General features: G+C 68.1%; 19 protein-coding genes. 11 read left to right on the top strand and 8 right to left on the bottom strand.

Annotation, left to right across the window (positions count from 1 at the left end; genetic code table 11):
- Positions 1-9: 9 nt before the first annotated feature.
- From KBY88_RS06990 to KBY88_RS06980, 3 genes are all read right to left on the bottom strand, one after another.
- The gene (locus KBY88_RS06990; RefSeq protein WP_254939205.1) at positions 10-723 is read right to left on the bottom strand and encodes a biliverdin-producing heme oxygenase; all 714 of its coding nucleotides are present in this window, start codon (positions 721-723) and stop codon (positions 10-12) included.
- 628 nt (positions 724-1,351) lie between these two features.
- Positions 1,352-1,492: a hypothetical protein gene (locus KBY88_RS06985; RefSeq protein ID WP_254939204.1), complete on the bottom strand. Its 141-nt coding sequence runs from the start codon at positions 1,490-1,492 to the stop codon at positions 1,352-1,354.
- A 68-nt stretch (positions 1,493-1,560) separates the two neighbouring features.
- On the bottom strand, positions 1,561-2,004 hold the full coding sequence (locus KBY88_RS06980) for a Tery_1686 family protein (RefSeq protein ID WP_254939203.1): 444 nt from the start codon (positions 2,002-2,004) through the stop codon (positions 1,561-1,563).
- Positions 2,005-2,073: 69 nt separating this feature from the next.
- Between KBY88_RS06980 and KBY88_RS06975 the strand changes: the two genes are divergently transcribed.
- From KBY88_RS06975 to KBY88_RS06945, 7 genes are all read left to right on the top strand, one after another.
- Positions 2,074-3,519 carry an NADP-dependent isocitrate dehydrogenase gene (locus KBY88_RS06975; protein WP_254939202.1) on the top strand — a complete coding sequence of 482 codons (1,446 nt, stop codon included), beginning with the start codon at positions 2,074-2,076 and terminating at the stop codon, positions 3,517-3,519.
- Between the two features lie 23 nt (positions 3,520-3,542).
- The gene (locus tag KBY88_RS06970; protein WP_254939201.1) at positions 3,543-4,931 is read left to right on the top strand and encodes a (Fe-S)-binding protein; all 1,389 of its coding nucleotides are present in this window, start codon (positions 3,543-3,545) and stop codon (positions 4,929-4,931) included.
- Between the two features lie 54 nt (positions 4,932-4,985).
- Positions 4,986-5,402: a hypothetical protein gene (locus KBY88_RS06965; protein WP_254939200.1), complete on the top strand. Its 417-nt coding sequence runs from the start codon at positions 4,986-4,988 to the stop codon at positions 5,400-5,402.
- Positions 5,403-5,477: 75 nt separating this feature from the next.
- Positions 5,478-6,020 carry a hypothetical protein gene (locus tag KBY88_RS06960; protein ID WP_254939199.1) on the top strand — a complete coding sequence of 181 codons (543 nt, stop codon included), beginning with the start codon at positions 5,478-5,480 and terminating at the stop codon, positions 6,018-6,020.
- Between the two features lie 54 nt (positions 6,021-6,074).
- Entirely contained in the window at positions 6,075-6,356 is a 282-nt protein-coding gene (locus KBY88_RS06955; protein ID WP_254939198.1) for an antibiotic biosynthesis monooxygenase, read from the top strand.
- Positions 6,357-6,507: 151 nt separating this feature from the next.
- Positions 6,508-6,816 carry a cupin domain-containing protein gene (locus KBY88_RS06950; protein WP_254939197.1) on the top strand — a complete coding sequence of 103 codons (309 nt, stop codon included), beginning with the start codon at positions 6,508-6,510 and terminating at the stop codon, positions 6,814-6,816.
- 7 nt (positions 6,817-6,823) lie between these two features.
- Positions 6,824-7,306 carry a hypothetical protein gene (locus KBY88_RS06945; RefSeq protein WP_254939196.1) on the top strand — a complete coding sequence of 161 codons (483 nt, stop codon included), beginning with the start codon at positions 6,824-6,826 and terminating at the stop codon, positions 7,304-7,306.
- 35 nt (positions 7,307-7,341) lie between these two features.
- Here the strand turns inward: KBY88_RS06945 and KBY88_RS06940 are convergent, their stop codons facing one another.
- Both KBY88_RS06940 and KBY88_RS06935 read right to left on the bottom strand, forming a co-directional pair.
- Entirely contained in the window at positions 7,342-8,679 is a 1,338-nt protein-coding gene (locus KBY88_RS06940; RefSeq protein WP_254939195.1) for a cation:proton antiporter, read from the bottom strand.
- A 49-nt stretch (positions 8,680-8,728) separates the two neighbouring features.
- Positions 8,729-10,114, bottom strand: coding sequence for a four-carbon acid sugar kinase family protein (locus tag KBY88_RS06935; protein ID WP_254939194.1), 1,386 nt, complete (start codon positions 10,112-10,114; stop codon positions 8,729-8,731).
- 14 nt (positions 10,115-10,128) lie between these two features.
- Between KBY88_RS06935 and KBY88_RS06930 the strand changes: the two genes are divergently transcribed.
- Positions 10,129-11,352 carry an FAD-binding oxidoreductase gene (locus tag KBY88_RS06930; protein ID WP_254939193.1) on the top strand — a complete coding sequence of 408 codons (1,224 nt, stop codon included), beginning with the start codon at positions 10,129-10,131 and terminating at the stop codon, positions 11,350-11,352.
- Here the strand turns inward: KBY88_RS06930 and KBY88_RS06925 are convergent.
- Together KBY88_RS06925 and KBY88_RS06920 are read right to left on the bottom strand one after the other, a co-directional pair.
- Positions 11,331-12,158: an aldose epimerase family protein gene (locus KBY88_RS06925; RefSeq protein WP_254939192.1), complete on the bottom strand. Its 828-nt coding sequence runs from the start codon at positions 12,156-12,158 to the stop codon at positions 11,331-11,333. The genes KBY88_RS06930 and KBY88_RS06925 overlap by 22 nt on opposite strands.
- A 35-nt stretch (positions 12,159-12,193) precedes the next feature.
- Positions 12,194-13,051, bottom strand: coding sequence for an alpha/beta fold hydrolase (locus KBY88_RS06920; RefSeq protein ID WP_254939191.1), 858 nt, complete (start codon positions 13,049-13,051; stop codon positions 12,194-12,196).
- 51 nt (positions 13,052-13,102) lie between these two features.
- On the opposite strand from KBY88_RS06920, the gene KBY88_RS06915 reads away from it, so the two are divergent.
- Positions 13,103-13,405, top strand: coding sequence for a hypothetical protein (locus KBY88_RS06915; RefSeq protein ID WP_254939190.1), 303 nt, complete (start codon positions 13,103-13,105; stop codon positions 13,403-13,405).
- A 4-nt stretch (positions 13,406-13,409) separates the two neighbouring features.
- On the opposite strand, the gene KBY88_RS06910 is transcribed toward KBY88_RS06915, so the two are convergent.
- Complete coding sequence (locus tag KBY88_RS06910; RefSeq protein ID WP_254939189.1) at positions 13,410-13,949, bottom strand: methyltransferase family protein; 540 nt, start codon at positions 13,947-13,949, stop codon at positions 13,410-13,412.
- Positions 13,950-14,094: 145 nt separating this feature from the next.
- Here KBY88_RS06910 and KBY88_RS06905 point away from each other — a divergent pair, with 145 nt between their 5' ends.
- Both KBY88_RS06905 and KBY88_RS06900 read left to right on the top strand, forming a co-directional pair.
- Positions 14,095-16,551, top strand: coding sequence for a phosphoketolase family protein (locus tag KBY88_RS06905; protein WP_254939188.1), 2,457 nt, complete (start codon positions 14,095-14,097; stop codon positions 16,549-16,551).
- Positions 16,548-19,070, top strand: a complete 2,523-nt coding sequence (locus tag KBY88_RS06900) for a glycogen/starch/alpha-glucan phosphorylase (protein ID WP_254939187.1) — start codon at positions 16,548-16,550, stop codon at positions 19,068-19,070. Before KBY88_RS06905 ends, KBY88_RS06900 begins: the two co-directional genes overlap by 4 nt.
- Positions 19,071-19,075: the final 5 nt, after the last annotated feature.

Raw genomic sequence — 19,075 nt, 5'->3', positions numbered from 1 at the left:
CCCGGCCGCTCAGGCGGCCACAGCCTCGGTGCTGCCCACCCGCTGGCGGCGGGTCAGGAAGCCGAACAGCACCTTGCCGATGGCCGCCACCAGGTTGCCCTCCAGCTCCTTGAACATCGTCATGTTCAGATGGAAGGCCTCATTGGCCTCCTCGACAATGCGATCGGCCGTGGACTGGTCGATCGGCAGCTCATCAAGGGTGGCGCGGTAGGCGACCTTGAAGGCCTTGTCATCAGCGATGGCATCGAACTCATAGAAGTGCAGGCCATCGCTCTCGCCGAGGTTCATGGCCTTCTGGGCGATGTTCTTGAGGATCTGCCCCCCTGAGAGATCACCCAGATAGCGGGTGTAATGGTGACCCACCAGCAGCTCGGGCGACTCGGCCGCCACCTGATGAAGGCGCGCGACGTAGGCCGCCGCCGCGGGGGAGGGCTTGATCTGATGGCGCCAGTCGGGGCCGAAGTAGTAGGCCAGGTCAGCCTCAAGGCTTTCACGACGGTTGAGCTGCTCAAAGGCCACCGGACCCACCACCGGGTGGTCCTTGAGCTTGCCGATCTCCTCCTCCATCGCCGCATAGACGAAGTAGAGGTCAGCCACCAGCTTGCGGTAGCTGACCTTGTCGACGACCCCCTTCAGGAAGCAGGTCACGAAACCGGTGTTCTCGGCCATGGTGTGGGACTTTTTGGTCCCTTCACGCAACTGGGTGGCAAGGGCGACGGACATCGTCGAAAAAGGGCGCTCGAAAACGCGACAGGGCAGTGGGCCAAAGCTACGTGCGGCCTTCCGCAGACTGCGTCAAGGTTGCGAAGGATTACGCGCCCGGCCATCCCCTCGATCGGGCCGGTCCACCGATCAAACCAGGGATCAGCTCAAGCGTTGTGCCGCCCATCAGCTCCCGAGGTTGGTGCCCAGCGAACGACCTCCTTCTGGGCCCAAGGGGCCCAAGCCCGCCTCGCCGCCTGGCTCGATCGGGCGAGAGGGGGGAAAACGTGGCGATCAGCCAGCGCCACAGGGCCATGGCCGGGTGTCGTCCGCTGATAGGCCCTCTCCCAGCGCGCGCCGTCAACCCGGCCAGGCGGTGCAGGCTGGCATACCCATCCCGTCCCGCTTGATCTGGTGACCTTGCTGGTGAGCGTCAGGCCGGCTTCGCTGGGCTGGCCCCAAGGAACCTGGCCTGCGGCTGGAGAGCTGCAGCTTGTTCTGAAAGATGCCCACGGTTGGGATGCTCGCGGACAGGGCCAGGGCCGCCCGTGTCGCTCCGGCCAGACCCCTGCCTCTGGGCGCGGTGAGAGGGGGGTGATGGTTGCAAGCGCCCCCGCCGGACAACGTCCGTTTCCCGAGCCCGCCTGCCTCACCCATCCTTCGGGAGCGCCACGGCTTCCAAACCCTGTCCCTGCACGAGGGTGTGATCACCCCACGCATCGTGCGGCCCGACCATCAGCGCGATCCCATCGATCAACTGCCCCTTGGCCGAGCGGTCGACCACGGCCATGAACCGGTGACCTCGGACCGAGCCCTCCAGCGCGATCTGGTTCGTGTGCTCTGGTGAGTCCTGGCCTTTCAGGCCGCCAAGCGCTTGCCCTCAAACAGCTCAAAGAGCTCCCGGCAGAAGGTCTGCAGCTTGGCCACCACGGCGGTCTCCGGCGGCTGGGGGCCCGTGGGTTCCCAGTCGCCCACGGTGGCCAGGCGCCACTGCTCCCCGTGGAAGGTCATGCCACTGATCAACACCCCCAACAGCCGTGGACGCTCGGCCGATCCCCGCTCCGGTCGCTGGGCCAGGCGCAGCTGCACCAGCAGGCTGCGGCACTGGAGCCTGGGGCTCCAGCCAGGGAAGTGAAAGGCCAGGTCAATGGATTCCCATTCCTGGAACTGACGCGTGATCGGGTCGTCGCGCCAGGGGTTGAGGTTGGCTTTGGCGGCGGGAAACTGCTGACGCAGGAGGGCCGCCGCAGCCGCGATCGCCTGGGTGATCTCCAGTGTGCGTGCCTGATCCGCCGCGTTCATGGCGTTTCCCCTGAGCAGAACGGGGCGTGTGCGCAACCTAATCTCGGCGCTCCGCAACCGCTGGCGTCGATGGCGATCACCGAACAGAAGGCCTACGAGAAGCTCACGCCCCCCAGCAGCGGCACGGCGATTCGCTTCGAGAACGGCCAACCGATCGTCCCGAACGACCCGATCATTCCTTACATCCGCGGCGATGGCACCGGCGTCGACATCTGGCCCGCCACCCAGCGGGTGCTGGATGCGGCGGTGGCCAAGGCCTACGGCGGCGAGCGCCGGATCGAGTGGTTCAAGGTGTTCGCAGGCGATGAGGCCTGCGAGCTCTACGGCACCTACCAGTACCTGCCCCAGGACACGCTCACGGCAATCGAGCAGTTCGGCGTCGCGATCAAGGGCCCGCTGACCACTCCGATCGGTGGCGGCATCCGCTCCCTGAATGTGGCCCTGCGCCAGATCTTCGATCTCTACTGCTGCGTGCGGCCCTGCCGCTACTACGACGGCACCCCGAGCCCCCACAAGCGGCCGCAGGATCTCGATGTGATCGTCTACCGGGAGAACACCGAAGACATCTACATGGGGATCGAGTGGGCCTCCGATGACCCGGTGGGCATCGAACTGATCCGCCACCTCAACGACGAGGTGATCCCCGCCAACGGCAAGCTCAAGGGTCGCCGCATCCCCGACGGCGCCGGCATCGGCATCAAGCCGGTGAGCAAGTTCGGCACCCAGCGCCATGCGCGCAAGGCGATCCAGCACGCCCTCGGCCTCGAGGGCGCCAAGCGCCATGTGACCCTGGTGCACAAGGGCAACATCATGAAGTTCACCGAAGGGGCCTTCCGCGACTGGGGCTACGAGCTGGCCACCAGCGAGTTCCGCGACGTCTGCGTGACCGAGCGCGAAAGCTGGATCCTCTCCAACCTGGAGCGCAACCATGGCCTCACGATCGAGGCCAACGCGCGCCTGATCGAACCCGGCTACGACAGCCTCACCCCCGAGAAGAAAGCGGCGGTGGATGAGGAGGTGAAGGGGGTGATCGAGGCCATCGGCGAAAGCCACGGCTACGGCAAGTGGAAATCGATGGTGCTGGTCGACGACCGCATCGCCGACAGCATCTTCCAGCAGATCCAGACCCGGCCCCAGGAGTATTCGGTGCTCTGCACCCTCAACCTCAACGGCGATTACATCTCCGATGCCGCCGCCGCGGTGGTGGGGGGCCTGGGCATGGCGCCGGGGGCCAACATCGGTGACAAAGCGGCGATCTTCGAGGCCACCCATGGCACGGCGCCGAAGCACGCTGGTCTCGACCGGATCAACCCGGGCTCGGTGATCCTCAGCGGTGTGATGATGCTCGAGTACCTGGGTTGGCAGGAGGCGGCCGATCTGATCACCGCCGGGATCAGCGCCGCCATCGCCCATGGCGAGGTCACCTACGACCTGGCGCGGCTGATGGAGCCGCGGGTGGAACCCGTGAGCTGCTCGGGCTTCGCCGAGGCGGTGGTGCGCCACTTCGGGGGGTGAGCCTGCGGGGCAGACTGGCCCCCATGAGCGCCTCCCCGTCCGCCACGGCCCGCGACGCCACCGCCCTGGCGGGCCCCCTCAACCTGGCCAGCGACCCCTGCGTGCACTGCGGCTTCTGCCTGCCCAGCTGCGCCAGCTACCGGGTGCTGGGCACGGAGATGGATTCGCCCCGGGGGCGGATTCACCTGCTCAAGGCGATCGAGGCGGGTGAGCTGGAACTCGATGCCACAGTGGCGGGCCACTTCGATTCCTGCCTGGGCTGCTTCGCCTGCGTCACGGCCTGCCCCTCGGGCGTGCGCTACGACCAGCTGATCGAGGCCACCCGCCCCAAGCTCAACGCGCCGGACCTGCGCAGCCCAGGCCAGCGCCGCTTCCGCCAGCTACTGTTCGCGCTGCTGCCTTACCCCCGGAGGCTGCGGGCCCTGCTGGCGCCACTGCGCCTCTATGCCGGCACGCCGCTGCAACGGCTGGCGCGCTCCAGTGGCCTCACCAGGCTGCTCGGGCCGCAGCTGGAGGCGATGGAGCGGCTGCTGCCGCCCCTGGCACCCCAGGCGTTCACAGATGATTTCCCGCTGGTGGTGCCCGCCCAGGGCGAGCGGCGCCACCGGGTGGGGCTGGTGCTGGGCTGCGTGCAGCGGCTGTTCGATCCGGCGGTGAACCGGGCGGCCATCGAAGTGCTGAGCGCCAATGGCATCGAGGTGGTGATCCCCCCGGCCCAGAACTGCTGCGGCGCCGTCACCCACCACCAGGGGGAACTGGAGCAGACCCGAGCGCTGGCGGGGGATCTGATCGACGCCTTCGATGCCGTGGTCGGCCCGGGCAAGCCGGCGGGGAGTGAACCCCTGGAGGCCGTGTTGGTGGCGGCCTCCGGCTGCGGCCACACCCTCAAGGCCTACGAGCGGCTGCTGGCGGCCGAACCCGCCTGGGCCGCCCGTGGCAGCGCCTTCGCCGCCCGGGTGGAGGACATCCAGGAATTTCTGGAGCGCGTGGGCCTCAGCGAAGCCGTCAAGATCCGCCTGAAGCCCCTGCGCCACGGCGATGGCACGCCCGCCAGCGCCGAGCGGCCGCTGCGGCTGGCCTTCCACGACGCCTGCCACATGCTTCACGGCCAGGGGATCTCCGAGCAGCCAAGGGCGTTGCTGCGGCGCATCCCCCACGTGCAGCTGCGCGAGGCCAGCGAGGCGGGAGTGTGCTGCGGCAGCGCCGGCATCTACAACCTGGTGCAACCTGATGAGGCCGCCGAACTGGGCCGCCTCAAGGCACAGGATCTCACCGGCACCGGTGCCGATCTGGCGGTGAGCGCCAACATCGGCTGCACCCTGCAGATCCGCCAGCACATGGATGGCACCGGGCGAGCGATCGAGGTGCTGCACCCGATTCAGCTGCTGGAGCGGAGCCTCTCAGGCGGCTGAGGCTGGTGTAGTCAGCGCAGGCACCGCCTCGATCCATCGGCACAACCCCTCGCCTTGGCCCGCTTCATTGAAATCCACTCCGCACAGTTTCCCCAGCTCCCGGGGGAGGAGCAGGTCTGGACCAATCCGGGCACCGTGGGCCAGTCCCTGGCTCGCTACCTGCAGACAGCGCTGATCGGGCGCGGCCACAGGGCAGCGTTCGTCTGCTGCGAAGACTGGGGTTGGTGGGTGGAGCTGAAGGATGCTCCGTTCAGTTGCGGGGTGTGCGTCTACAGCCAGCCGGATCAGGAGGGGCCTCGGAACTATGTGCTGAGCGCAGGGGCACCGGGGCCGAAGGTTTGGAGCTGGAGGCGGTTGGGCTGGGTGAACACAGGGCCCTGGGTGGATCGGCTGCAGACGGATCTGCTGGCGATCGTCCAGGCGGATCCGGCCGTGGAGGTGGTGGGGGTGACGGTGGCGTTTCCCTGGTGAAGGCCCAAGGACGACGGGTCGCCATTGACAGGCCTGACCCCCCTTGCACAGGATGGCTCCCCCTGGGCATGTCCCATGAGCCGCAAGCCCACTCAGGACTTCCTGCAGTTCCTGTTCGGTGGGGCCCTGTTCGCCGCCGGCATCGTGCTGTTCACCAGCCAGGTGATGGTGGGATCCCAGGGGTCATTGGGGTTGGGGGGCTGGTTCGGCAGGGGCTCGGTCGGCCGCGGAGGCAGCTTCTTCGGTGGGCTGATGGGCTTCGACAATGGCCAGGGTTTCGGGCTGCTGATGGTGCCCCTCGCCATCGGCGCCGCCCTGCTGCTCGCGGGCACCTACCGCAAACTGGCCTGGTTCCTGATCTGGGCCAGCTCCGCCGCCCTTGGGGTGCTGGTGCTCCAGAGCCTGGTGTTCAGCTTCCGGCCCACCAGCCTCTGGAGCCTGCTGGCAATGGTGGCCATGGTCGGGGGCGGCGCCGGCCTGATGTTCCGCTCCCTGCGTCAGTACCCCGATCAGGAAAGGGAGCGCAACCGCAGCGATCTTGATGACCTGCGCAGCGAACTGGACCGCCTGAGCCGCAAGTATGACAACGGTCCCAGGGGGCCGGGCCAAGGCGATTGATCCCATTGAGGCTTCGGGCTGCGCTGCTTGACTCAGGAGCTCCGCTCAGAGCCCATGCCCCACGTGCTGATCCTCCACGCGGTGGAAAGCTATCCAGCCTGGAAGCGATTTTTCGATGACGCCGCCACGATCCGCCGCGAGGCCGGTGAGATCAGCTTCCAGCTGCTCCGGGACGCCTCCGATCCCCAGCAGTTGGTTCACCTCTCGGCGTGGACCTCGCTTGCAGCGGCCCGGCTCTTCTTTGAATCACCGGAACTGGTCAAACTGCGGCAGGAGGCCGGCGTGCATGCCCCCACTTTCCTCTACCTCGATGAGCTCGAGCGCGGCGTTCTCTGAGCAGCCGTTGAACGCCCGGGCACCAGAGGTCAGGCCCTGTTCTGCAGCTTGCGCCTGACCAGAACCACCCTTTACCCCCCGAGCCAACCTGAAAAGCCTGAGCCGCTACTGGAACGTCTTCGCCGCAGACCAGCTCCACCGCTGGACGCCGGTGACGGGGCTTGAGCAGCTGGCCGAAGAACTCACGTTGAGCCACGATCCCGCCACCGGTGAGATCACCCGCCTGACCCGCTTCCATCCCGGCGCTGATACGGCCGCCTTCGGCGCCAAGGTGCATCCCTACCCGGAGGAGGTGTTCATCGTCAGCGGGCGGCTGTTCGATGCCGCCTTCGGGATCTGGCTGGAGGCCGGCCACTACGCCAGCCGCCCGCCGGGTGAGGTCCATGGGCCCTTTCGCACCGAGGAGGGCTGCCTGGTGCTGGAGTTGTCCTTCCCCCAGCGCACGGCCTCCAACCCCTGATCCCGCCATGGCCCCTCCATCCCCCTCAGCTGTCCTCAGGGCCCTGGCCCCAGTGGGCGCCCTCCTGGCCCTGGGGCTGCCAACCGACCTGCTGGCCAGCCCAACGCAGCAACCCGGACCCGCCGCCACGCCCTTGAGCGCCCAGATCTGGAACGACTGCGCCCCCTGGGACGGGGCCGCCTTCACCGTCACCATGCCCTGGCCCGCCCGGCCCAGCCGACCGGCCGCCATCCTCTCGATTGCGATCTGGAAAGCGCCCACCCTGAGCCACCCAACCCAGTTCAGTTTTCCTGCCGACGACCGGATCGGATCGATCACCCTGCAGCCAAGACCAGGCCTGGACGGCCTGCTCAAGGGCCGGGTCAGCTTCCGTTCGGTGGTTCCAGGCCAGCCGGTGCTCGGAAGCTTCGACCTGGTGAGCCCCAGGGGTGAGCGGGTGCACGGGAGCTTCCGGGCCAGCTGGGTGAGGCGCCAAGCGCTCTGCGGCTGAACCGAGCGAGGGTCAAGCCGAGCCAGAGGCCGCCATCAGGCCGGCTGCTCAGCGGGGGCGGCTTGCCGGCTGATCACGATCCGCAGCAGCACCGGCGCCAGGAAAGTGGTGCCGATCACCATGAGCAAGATGGCCGCCTCCAACGAGGGCGTGAGCAGGCCCGCCTGGGTGCCAAGCCCCAGGAAAATCAAGCCAACTTCGCCCCGGGGCATCATTCCCAGCCCCACCACCAGCCGGTTGGTGGGGTCCTTGCTGACGTAGCTCCAGCCTGCCACCACCTTGGTGACCACAGCCACCACCAGCAGGAAGCCAGCGACGATCAGGCCCTCCCGGTTGGCGGGATCCATCGGATTGAGCACCGAGAGGTCCATGGTCGTGCCGATCAGCACGAAGAACACGGTGGAGAACAGAGCGACCAGGGGTTTCACTGCCGCCTCGATCGCCTTGGTGTGGCGGGAGCTGCTGAGGATCAGTCCGGCGGCGAAGGCCCCCAGGGCCGCCTCCAAGCCAATGGCCTGGGAGGCGAAGCAAGCCACGCACAGCACCAGGAACGAGGCCACAACCACCTCACCGGGGGCCTTGAGTTGATCGAGGGCCCAATCGAACAGGGGGGCGGCCGTGCGGCTCAGCACCAGCGACACCACCACGAACACCACAGCGGCCAGGCAGAGCTTCACGATCGGGCCGATGGCCACGGTGCCGCTGGAGGCCAGGGCCACCACCACCGCCAGGATCACGATGCCGAGGATGTCATCGAGCACGGCGGCGCCGATCACGATCTGCCCCTCCTTGGTGCGCAGGAACTTGAGTTCGCTGAACACGCTGGCGGTGATGCCGATGCTGGTGGCGGTCATGGAGGCGCCGGCGAAGACGGCCGGAATCAGCGGCACGTGAAAGATCCAGAGCAGACCGAAGGTGCCGAGGGCGAAGGGCAGCACCACCCCGGTGGTCGCCACGGTGAAAGCCTGGGCGCCCACCGCCATCAGCTCATCGAGGTCGCTCTCCAGGCCCGTGAGAAACAGCAGCGAGAACAGGCCAAGGGTGGCCACCGCCTGCAGGCTTGGGAAGGTTTCAGCGTAGATCTCCCGCACCTCCGTGGGGCCCAGGTGGGCCAGGGAAGAAATCGTGTTGACGAACCAGGCGCTCACCTCCCCCTGGGTCTCCGGGGGGAGGATCAGGTGCAGGCCCGAGAGGCCGATCAGCACCCCGGCGATCAGTTCCCCGAGGATCGTGGGCAACTGAAGCCGCACCAGCACCTCGGCCAGGGCGCGGGCGGCGATGAAGATCAACACGAAGCGGCCGACCCCGATCAGGGTTTCGGCCACCTCAAACTCGTGGCTGCCCACCTCAAGCAACAGCGCTGGAAAGGTCATGGAGAGTTTGGGAAACCGACTGCCCGGGCCCGTGAAGATGGGCGTGACCCTAGGTGCTTCCGGCTGGACGAGGTCGCTCGGTCTCGGGCTCCTCAAACGCCATGAGCCGCCAGGCCTGGGCCAGGGTGCCCGCCTCGCCCAGGTTCCCCGGGAAGGTGAGCAGCGGCAGCAACGGTAAGCGGGGGTGATCGGCCGGCAGCCGCACCAGGGAGAGTCCCGGCAGCAGTTGACCCTCCAGCCGCACCGCCGCCGCAGCCAGCCCCTCGCCCAGCAGGGTCTGGGTTGTGATGCCCCCTTTGCTGATCAGGTAACTCAGATCCGCCGGCAGGGCGGCGGCGATCCGGGCCATCAGTCCCGCCAGCGCCTCGCCCAAGGCCCGGCGTTCCGCTCCGTCTGCGCAACTCGCTTCTCCGCGGCTGGTGAACAGCACGGGGGTGCGGCCCTGCCGGCGCAGCGCGGCGATGGCGTCCAGCAGCTCCGCCTCGAACCCGTCTTCCAGCGGGCGCCCCTGGCGCAGGTGGCTTAAAACGCGCTCCACCGGCAACTCCACGCCGCCGCAGCCCGGTTCCGCCAGCAGGGCCGACAGCTGCAGGTCCGCCAGGGGCACATGGGAGCCCACCAGCACCGCCCCCGGGGCGGGGCCGCGCCGCAGGGCCACCAGGCCCGCGGCATCAAGGGGCTGGGGCGGCAGAGCCGCCAGGGCCCGAATCAAGCCCGCCGCTGACTGGATCAGCAGGCGTGATCCGGCCGCCTGGGCCGCCCACACGGCCGTCGCCAGGGCCTCCAACTGCTCGGGCCGCTCCGCGTCCGCCACGACGAATGGGTTGCCGCGCAGGCCCTGAAGTGTGTCCGCCAGGGCTCGGGCCCCCGTGGGGCCCGCCGCCGCCGCCGCCAGTTCGGCGCGGCCGATGCGCCGCACAGCCGCCGCCGGCACGCGGCCAGCGGTCTTTTCCTCAACCCACTCGGGCAAGGCACTGCTGCGGAAGCCGAACAGGCGGTCTTGGCCGAAGGGCGTGGTGTGAACGGGTTCGCCATACAAGAGGTGCACTCCGTCCACCGTGGTGCGCCCCCCCTCCAGGAAGGCCGGCACCAGCAACGTGCCATCGAAGGGCCCCAACTCTGCTGCGATCGCCTCCACCTCCAGGGGGAAATGGCCCCGCAGGGTGGAATCGCCGCGGCTCACCAGCAGCCAGTGCTCCAGCCCCACCTCGCCGCGGGCCGCCGCCAGCGCCCGGCAGACCTGCCGCAGCCGCGGGGCCACCTGCTCGGGCGCCAGGGCACGCGTGTCAGTCAGCAGAAAAAGCAGCGCTTCAGGGGCCCCCAGGGCTTCCGCCAAGGCCGGCTGCTCCCAGCTCAGCAGGAGCGGACAACCGTGCACCGTCTGGGACCCGGTGGGGTCGTCATCAAAAACGACAATCGTGGGGCGGCTGCGCATGGCACCATCGTGCCGTGATCACCCCAGACCCCAGGGAGCTGCCGGAGCTGGTGCGCCAGCTGCACGCCGAAGCCACCCCCTGGCTGCCCGCCGGCCATGGCAGCCGCCTGCACTGGGGTCCCCCCAGCCCACAGACCACCGTCGTCAGCTGCCGCCGCCTGAACCGACTGATCGACCACGCCGTCGGCGATTTCACCGTCACCGTGCAGGCGGGTCTCGGGCTCAAGGAACTGCAGCAAACGCTGGCGGAACAGCACCAGTGGCTGGCGATGGATTGGCCCTGGGGCAGTGGCGCCGATGGCAGCCATGCCGGCAGCGTCGGCGGGCTGGTGGCCCGGGGCCTGGCCGGGGGCCTGCGCCAGCGCCACCTGGGGGTGCGCGACCAGGTGATTGGCCTTGGCCTGCTGAGAAGTGATGGCACCGCCGCCCACGCCGGCGGCCGGGTGGTCAAGAACGTGGCGGGCTATGACCTGATGCGCCTGTTCACGGGCAGCTGGGGCTCCCTGGGCCTGATCACCGAGCTCACCCTGCGCACGACGCCCGTGCCGCCCCAGCGCCGCGGTCTGCTGCTGCTGGGGGAGAGCTCGGCCCTTGAACGCCTGCGTCGCTGGCTGCTCAGCTCCAGCCTCACCCCCGAACTGATCGACCTCTGGGGGGCGGCCCTCACCGCCGAGGCCGGGCTGGAGGCCAGCCCGGCGCTGCTGATCAGCCTCGCCAGCGTCAGCGCCGAAGCCCTGGCCGAGCAGATCGCCGCCATCGGCACCGAAGCCCGCGTCGAGGGCGTTCGTGCGCAACCCCTCGACAGTGAGCGCCTGGAAGCCCTGCGGGCCCTGGGCCTGGGCGATGGCCTGCTGAGCCACCCCGCCCCCCAGGAGGGGCGCTGGTTGCTGCGGTTGGGGGTGCTGCCCGCCCATGGCCTCACGCTGCTGGACCACAGGCTGCTGCGGTCGGTGCCCGTGAGCCTCGGGGCGGGCAGCGGCCTGGGGCTCGCCTGGGCCGCGGCTGGATCGGGCCCGGGCGAGCTGGCCCGCTTCCACGTGCAGGAGCTGCGACGGCGCTGCACAGAGCTCGGCGGTTACCTGACCGTGCTGGAGCAGCCCGAGAAAGCGGGCCTGGCCGCCTGGGGGGACGCGCCCGATCGCCCCCTGATCGAGGCACTCAAGCGGCAGTTCGATCCTCGGCAGCAACTGGCCAGGGGCCGGCTGCCAGGGGTGGCTCAGGCCGGCGTCAGCCTGTAGCAGGTGACCAGTTCGCGTGCCTCTCCGGCGGCCAGCCGCAGCAGGCGATCACCACTGATCAGGGCGCCGCGGGGGGCCGTCCAGGGCTCCAGACAGACCATCGGCCGGGGCGGATCGCTCCAGGCCACCACCAGATCGAGCGGGGCCGTGGTCTCGAGGCTGATCGCCTCACCCCGGGACGTGTCCACGAGGCGGACGGACCCCGTGGGAGCCGCCAGCAAATCGACCCCTGCCGGCAGGTCCTCCAGCAAGTCGCTGGAGGAAGCCTGCTCAAGCGTGAGCTGATTGAGCACCTGCTCGGGCAACCCCTCGATCCGCGCCGCCGCCAGCGAAGACACCTGGAAATAGGGGTGCAGCCCGAAGCTGAACGGCAGGGGCTGCTCGCCCGGGTTCTCCACCCGGACGCGAATCTCCAGCGCCGAGGGTTTCGGGCGCACCTCCAGGCTCAGGCGAAAGGGGTGGGGGAACAGGGCCAGGGTGCTGGGATCTTCCCGCAGCTCCAGCCGCACCCCTTCACCGTCCTCCAGCAGCGCCAGGGACCAGGGCCGATCCCGGGCAAAGCCGTGCTGGGGCAAGGGGTGATCGGGGAGACCACCACAGATCGGGAACAGCACGGGGATCCCACCCCGCACCGAGCGGGCCGGATCGGCGAAACGGGCCACATCGAAATACAGCCGCTCCCGTTCGCCACTGCTCCAGCCTGTCACCAGGCCGCCGCGCTCGGGCACCAGCCGCACCTGATCGCCGCTGGCAGGGTGGGTAAAGACCCAGTGGGGGTAGGGATCCGCGTGCTGGACGAGGGCCATGGGGATCACGGGGAAGGAAACAGTGGGCGGGGAGCTTAGAGCTCCCCCAGCCAGGCCAACAGCGCCTGGTTCACCACCGCCGGCAGCTCATCGTGGGGGCAGTGACCGGCCTGTAGCAGCACCTCACGGGTGCCGGCGGGGGCATGGGCCAGGAACCGGGCCCGGCGCCCCTCGGCGTTGATCCACGGATCCTTAAGGCCCCAGATCAACAGCAAAGGCGCCTTCAACTGATCGAACAGCCCATCGAGGGGCTGACCGCGGGGGATGTCGAACACGGTGCGGAACACCCCGAAAGCGCCGGGATCGAGCGACGGCCGCCGGATCGCTTCCACCAGCTCCGCGTCCACATTGGTGCGATCCACGTACACCTGGTTGAGGGTGCGACGGATCGTCGCGGGCCGGCGCAGGTTCTCGAACAGCAGCCGCTGCAGCACCGGGCTTCGGAGCAAAGCCGAACCCACCGTGGCCCGTGCGATGGCGCCCCAGCCTTCGGGCTCCCGTTGCTCGGCGCTGAAGGGGCCGGCGGCGTTGAGCAGCACCACCCCCGCCGCCAGCTCGCCCAGGGCCACACCCGCCGCCAGGGCCGCATAGCCCCCGAGCGAGTTGCCCGCCAGCACCGTGGGGCGGCCGATGCGCTCGCGCACGTAGGCGGCCAGTTGATCGCACCAGAGGGCGCCGCCGTAGGCGAGGCCCTCTGGCTTGGCGCTGCGGCCGAAGCCCAGCAGGTCGAGGGCGTGCACCTCATGGTGCTCCGCCAGCACCGGGATGTTGAAGCGCCAGTGGTCCGTTGAAGCACCGAAACCATGCACCAGCAGCAGGGCAGGCCCCACCGGGGCTTCCGGTCGGCGGCGCAGGCTGAACACGGAATGGTCCAGGTACGACCAGGGGGCCATGGAACGGCGCAGGGTCGTCGATGCTAGGGAGCTCAACCCGCCCCCAGACCCGTGCCCGACTGGTCACCGCTTTTGCCCGGCACGGCGCTGTGGGCCCTGGCCCTTTACCTGCCCCTGAGCGCCCCCCTGGCCCGGCTGGAGCAGGCCCTGGGCGAGGGGCCGCTCGATGAGCGGCTGCAGCAGGTCACCTTGATCGTCAGCAGCCTGCTGCTGGCCTTGGTGGTGGGGTTGATCACCGACCTGGTGCTGAGCTGGGCTTTGGGGCCCGCCTGGGCCAGCAGCCTGGGTCTGATGGCGGTGCTCGCCAGCCTGCTGTGGGCCCTGGCCGACCGCAGCCGCGAACCAGGAGCCTGAGGGATCAAGCGCGCCAGTCAAGCCAGGGCAGCCCCGGCACGATCGCCGCCGTGGAGGCGCGGTAGGCGGTGTACTCCGGATGCTCGGCGAGCAGCTTGTTCTCTTCGCGCCGGGCCTTGCCCCCCAGCACGCCGACCAGGGCCAGCAGCAGCCCCAGGTGCAGCAGGCTGCCCCGGGCCAGGGCCATGCCCAGGGCACCGATCAAAATGGCCTGGTAGAGCGGATGGCGCACGCGGGCATAGGGCCCCGTGGTCACGAGCGCCGCCCCGGGCTTGGGATCGGGCAGGGGCGTGAGGCTGGACCCGAGATTGAGAAAAGCCCGCAGGCCCTCAACCACCCCAAGCGCCACGGCGACGGCCCCGACCAGCCGGACGGCCAGGGGCCAGGTCAACCCGAGGGCGGATGGCGCCGGGACTGCGGGCAACAGCAACAGGGCAATCAGCACAAGCTGGGCCAGCAGCCACCACTCGCCGCGGCGGTTGTCCAGCCAGCCGCCCCAGGTCAGGCCCCACGCCCTGAGGGCGTCCGACAGGGGATGTGTCATCGCGGGGCCAGGCGGCTTGCTCCACTTTGATCGGCCAGCGGGGGTTCACCGTGGAGCGATGGTGTCGAGACCCTGGCTTGTGATGCTGCATGCCTATCCCTCGCCGAACTTTGGCTACCTTCCGCTGGTTCGGTGCCGTGCTCCCATGGAACCCCTCACCATCGAGGCCGACCCCAAGAGTCTGGTTGCCCCAGGTGACAACGAGCTGGCCCTGATCGACGCCTGGTGGCGGGCCGCCAATTACGTGGCGGTGGGCATGATCTATCTCCAGGGCAACCCGCTGCTGCGGGAACCGCTGCGGCCCGAACACATCAAGAATCGGCTGCTGGGCCACTGGGGCTCCAGTCCGGGTCAGGCCTTCATCTGGGCCCACGCCAACCGCGTGATCCGCCGCCACGACCTGGACATGATCTACCTGTCGGGGCCGGGCCACGGCGCCCCGGGGGTGCTCGGCCCCACCTATCTCGATGGCAGCTACAGCGCCATCTACCCCGATAAATCCCAGGACATCGAAGGGCTGCGCCGCTTTTTCAAGCAGTTCTCCTTCCCCGGCCACATCGGCTCCCACTGCACCCCTGAAACCCCCGGCTCGATCCATGAGGGCGGCGAATTGGGCTATGTGCTCTCCCACGCCTGCGGCGCCGTCTTCGACAACCCCGACCTGATCGCCCTGGCCTGCGTGGGCGATGGCGAGGCCGAGACCGGCCCCCTGGCCACGTCGTGGCACATCAACAAGTTCCTGAACCCCGTCAGCGATGGTGCGGTGCTGCCGGTGCTGCATCTCAACGGGTACAAGATCTCCAACCCCACCCTTCTGGCCCGCATCGGTCACCAGGAGCTGGAACAGTTGCTCCGTGGCTACGGCTGGAACCCCCTGTTCGTGGAAGGCGAGGAACCCGCCGCCATGCACCGGGCCATGGCGGCGGCGATGGACCAGGCGGTGGGCCAGATCCTGGCGATTCGCGACCAAGCCCGAACCAGCGGCCAACCCTTCCGCCCGGCCTGGCCGCTGATCGTGCTGCGCTCCCCCAAGGGCTGGACCGGGCCAAAGGAGCTCAACGGCCTCAAGCTCGAGGGCTTCTGGCGCTCCCATCAGGTCCCCCTGCCCAACCCCCGCCACGACCCCGCCCAACTGGCCCTTCTGGAGCAATGGTTGCGCAGCTACAGGCCCGAAGAACTGTTCGATGCCGGCGGCACCCTGGTGAGCACGCTCCAGGCCCTCTCACCCCGGGGCGACCGGCGCATGGGTTCGAGCCCGCACGCCAATGGCGGTCTGCTGCGCCGCAAATTGCAACTGCCGCCGATCGAGGCCTACGCCACTCCGGTGAAGGTGCCCGGCCAGAGCGAAGTCGCCAACACCGCACCCCTCGGAGCGCTGCTGCGCGATGCGATCAGCCGCAACCCCGATTCCCTGCGCATTTTCGGCCCCGATGAAACCGCTTCCAACCGCCTGCAGGCGATCTACGAGGTGAGCAAGAAGGTGTGGATGGAGGAATTGCTTCCCGAGGATGCCGGCGGCAGCGAACTGGCCCGCAATGGACGGGTGGTGGAGATGCTCAGCGAGCACACCCTGGTGGGAATGATGGAGGGCTACCTGCTCACGGGTCGCTACGGCTTTTTCCACACCTACGAGGCCTTTGCCCATGTGATCGCCTCGATGTTCAACCAGCACGCCAAGTGGCTGGAATCCTGCATCCACCACGCCCCCTGGCGCGCCCCGATCGCCCCCTGGAACTGCCTGATCTCGAGCACGGTCTGGCGCCAGGACCACAACGGCTTCACCCACCAGGACCCTGGCTTCATCGACCTGGCGGGGAACAAGAGCGGCGAGGTGGTGCGGGTCTACCTGCCGGCCGATGCCAACAGCCTCCTGGCGGTGGCCGAGGAAGCTTTCCTGGAAACCAATGTCTGCAACATCATCGTTTCCGATAAGCAAAAACACCTGCAATACCTCGACCTGGAGCAGGCGCGCCGGCACGTGGCCAAGGGCATCGGCCTCTGGAGCTGGGCCAGCAACGATGACAACAGCACCGAAGCCGACGAGCCCGACGTGGTGATGGCCTGCGCCGGTGACATCCCCACCAAGGAGACCCTGGCGGCGGTGGAGATCCTGCGCCGGGAAATCCCGCGGTTGAAGATCCGGGTCATCAATGTGGTCAAGCTGTTCGCGCTGACCGCACCGAAGGAGCACCCCCACGGCCTTTCGGATGCGGACTTCGACGGCCTGTTCACCACCGACCGGCCGGTCATCTTCAACTTCCACGGTTATCCCTGGTTAATTCACCGGCTCACCTATCACCGCACCAACCACGCCAATTTCCATGTGCGTGGATACAAGGAGAAAGGCAACATCAACACCCCACTTGAGCTGGCGATGAACAACCAGATCGACCGCTTCAATCTGGTGATCGATGTGATCGACCGGGTGCCGTCCCTAGGCTCCCGTGCCGCCCACGTCAAGGAGCGCATGAAGGAGCACATTCTCGAGCACCGCGCCTACGCCCATGCCCATGGCATGGACAATCCCGAGGTGACCGGCTGGCGCTGGGCCCCCGCCACCACTGAAGCCGCCGCCGAAACCGCCGCCGAGGTGGGCGCATGAGCAACGCCACCCCGATCGAGCTGAAGCTGCCCACCCCGGGCTGCAACGCTGACACCAACCGCAACGGGCTCGCCGCGGACGACCTCTTCGAGGGCATGACCGAGCACCTGTTCTTCACCCTTGGCAAGCTCGCCCCCGCCGCCAACCACCACGATCTCTACCTGGCCCTGAGCCATGCGGTCCGCGACCGGCTGATGACCCGTTACCTGGCGGGCATCGAGGCGATCAGCGCCTCCCCTCAGCGCGTGGTGGCCTACCTCTCGGCCGAGTTCCTGATCGGCCCCCAGCTGGGCAACAACCTGTTGATGTTGGGCATCGAGCAGCAGGCCAGCGAAGCCCTGCGCCGTTTCGGGGTGACGTCCCTCGAGCAGATCACCGCCATGGAGGAAGAACCCGGTCTGGGCAACGGCGGCCTTGGCCGCCTGGCCGCCTGCTATCTGGAATCCCTCTCCAGCCTCGAGATCCCCGCCACGGGCTACGGCATCCGCTACGAGTTCGGCATCTTCGACCAGCTGATTCGTGACGGCTGGCAGGTGGAGATCACCGACAAATGGCTCAAGGGCGGCTGGCCCTGGGAGCTGCCCCACCCCGACCAGTCCTGTTTCGTGGGCTTCGGTGGCCACACCGAGAGCTACCAAGACGATCAAGGCCACTACCGGGTGCGCTGGATCCCTGCCGAGCACGCCATCGGCGTGCCCCACGATGTCCCCGTGCTCGGGTACCACGTCAACACCTGCAACCGCCTGCGGCTCTGGCGCGCCGACGCCGCCGAAAGCTTCGACTTCTACGCCTTCAACATCGGCGACTTCTACGGGGCGGTCGAAGAGAAGGTGGGCTCGGAAACCCTCTCCAAGGTGCTCTACCCCAACGACGGCACCGACGAGGGCCGCCGGCTGAGGCTCAAGCAACAGCATTTCTTCGTCAGCTGCTCCCTGCAGGACATGCTGCGCAGCCTCGAGCGCCGCGGCCTGCCGGTGACGGAGTACCCGGAGCACTGGACGGTGCAGCTCAACGACACCCATCCGGCGATCGCCGTGGCCGAGCTGATGCGTCTCCTGATCGACGACAGGCGGCTGACATGGGACCAGGCCTGGGAGATCACCAGCCGCTCACTCGCCTACACCAACCACACCCTGCTTCCCGAAGCCCTGGAGAAATGGGGCCTCGACCTGTTCGGCAGCCTTCTCCCCCGCCATCTGGAGCTGATCTTCGAGATCAACCGTCGCTTCCTCCAGCAGGTACGCCTCCGCTACCCGGGCAACGACGCAATCCTGCGCAAGGTATCGATCATCGATGAGGAGGGACGCAAAGCGGTGCGCATGGCCCATCTGGCCACCGTGGCCAGCCACCACGTCAACGGGGTTGCTGCCCTGCACAGCGACCTGGTGAAGAGTCAGCTGTTCCCTGAGTTCGCCGCCCTCTGGCCCGAGAAGTTCACGAACGTCACCAACGGGGTGACACCGAGGCGCTGGATCGCCCTGGCCAATCCTGCCCTCACGACCCTGGTGAGCGAAGCGATCGGCGATGGCTGGGTCGCCGACCTGGAGCAGCTGCGCCGGCTGGAGCCCCTGCAGCACGATCGGGCCTTCCTGGAGCGCTGGGAGCAGAGCAAGCTGGCCGGCAAGCAGCATCTGGCCCAGTACATCCACCGCACCAGCGGACTGCTCGTGGATCCGAGTTCCCTGTTTGACGTTCAGGTGAAGCGGATCCACGAATACAAGCGTCAACACCTCAATGCCCTGCAGGTGATTGCCCACTACCTGCGCATCAAGAACGGCCTGGGCGATGGCGAGGCCCCCCGCACGGTGATCTTCGGCGGCAAGGCGGCACCGGGTTACTACATGGCCAAACTTGTTATTCGTTTTATCAACGGCATCGCCGAAACGATCAACGCCGACCCGGACATGGAGGGACGTCTGCGGGTGGTGTTCCTGGCGGACTACACCGTGAAACTGGGGGAAAAGGTCTACCCAGCCGCTGATCTTTCCGAACAGATCTCCACCGCCGGTCTCGAAGCCTCCGGCACCGGCAACATGAAGTTCACCATGAATGGCGCGCTCACCATCGGCACCCTGGATGGGGCCAACGTGGAGATCCGTGAACAGGTCGGGGCGGAGAATTTCTTCCTCTTCGGCCACACCACAGAAGAGATCGCCGACCTGCACGCCTCGGGCTATCGCCCCTGGGAACTGGTCAACACGATCGAGGAACTGCCGGAGGTGTTGCGGCTGGTGGAGCAGGGCCATTTCAGCCACGGCGACGGCGACCTGTTCCGCCCCCTGCTCCAGAACCTCACGGGCCGCGATCCCTTCTATGTGCTCGCTGACTTCAGCGCCTATCTCAAGGCTCAGCAGAACGTGAACCAGGCCTGGGCCGATCGGGAGCGCTGGAACCGGATGGCACTGCTGAACACCGCCCGTTCGGGCTTCTTCTCCTCCGACCGCTCCATCGGCGAGTACGCCAGGCGGATCTGGCAGGTGGCCCCCTTCCCGGTCACCATCAGCTGTGAGCTCGACTGAGCTCA

Source organism: Cyanobium sp. Morenito 9A2, from assembly GCF_024345575.1.
GTDB lineage: Bacteria > Cyanobacteriota > Cyanobacteriia > PCC-6307 > Cyanobiaceae > ATX-6F1.
Note: the sequence above shows the minus strand (reverse complement) of the source record. Positions and strands in the feature narration are given on the sequence as shown.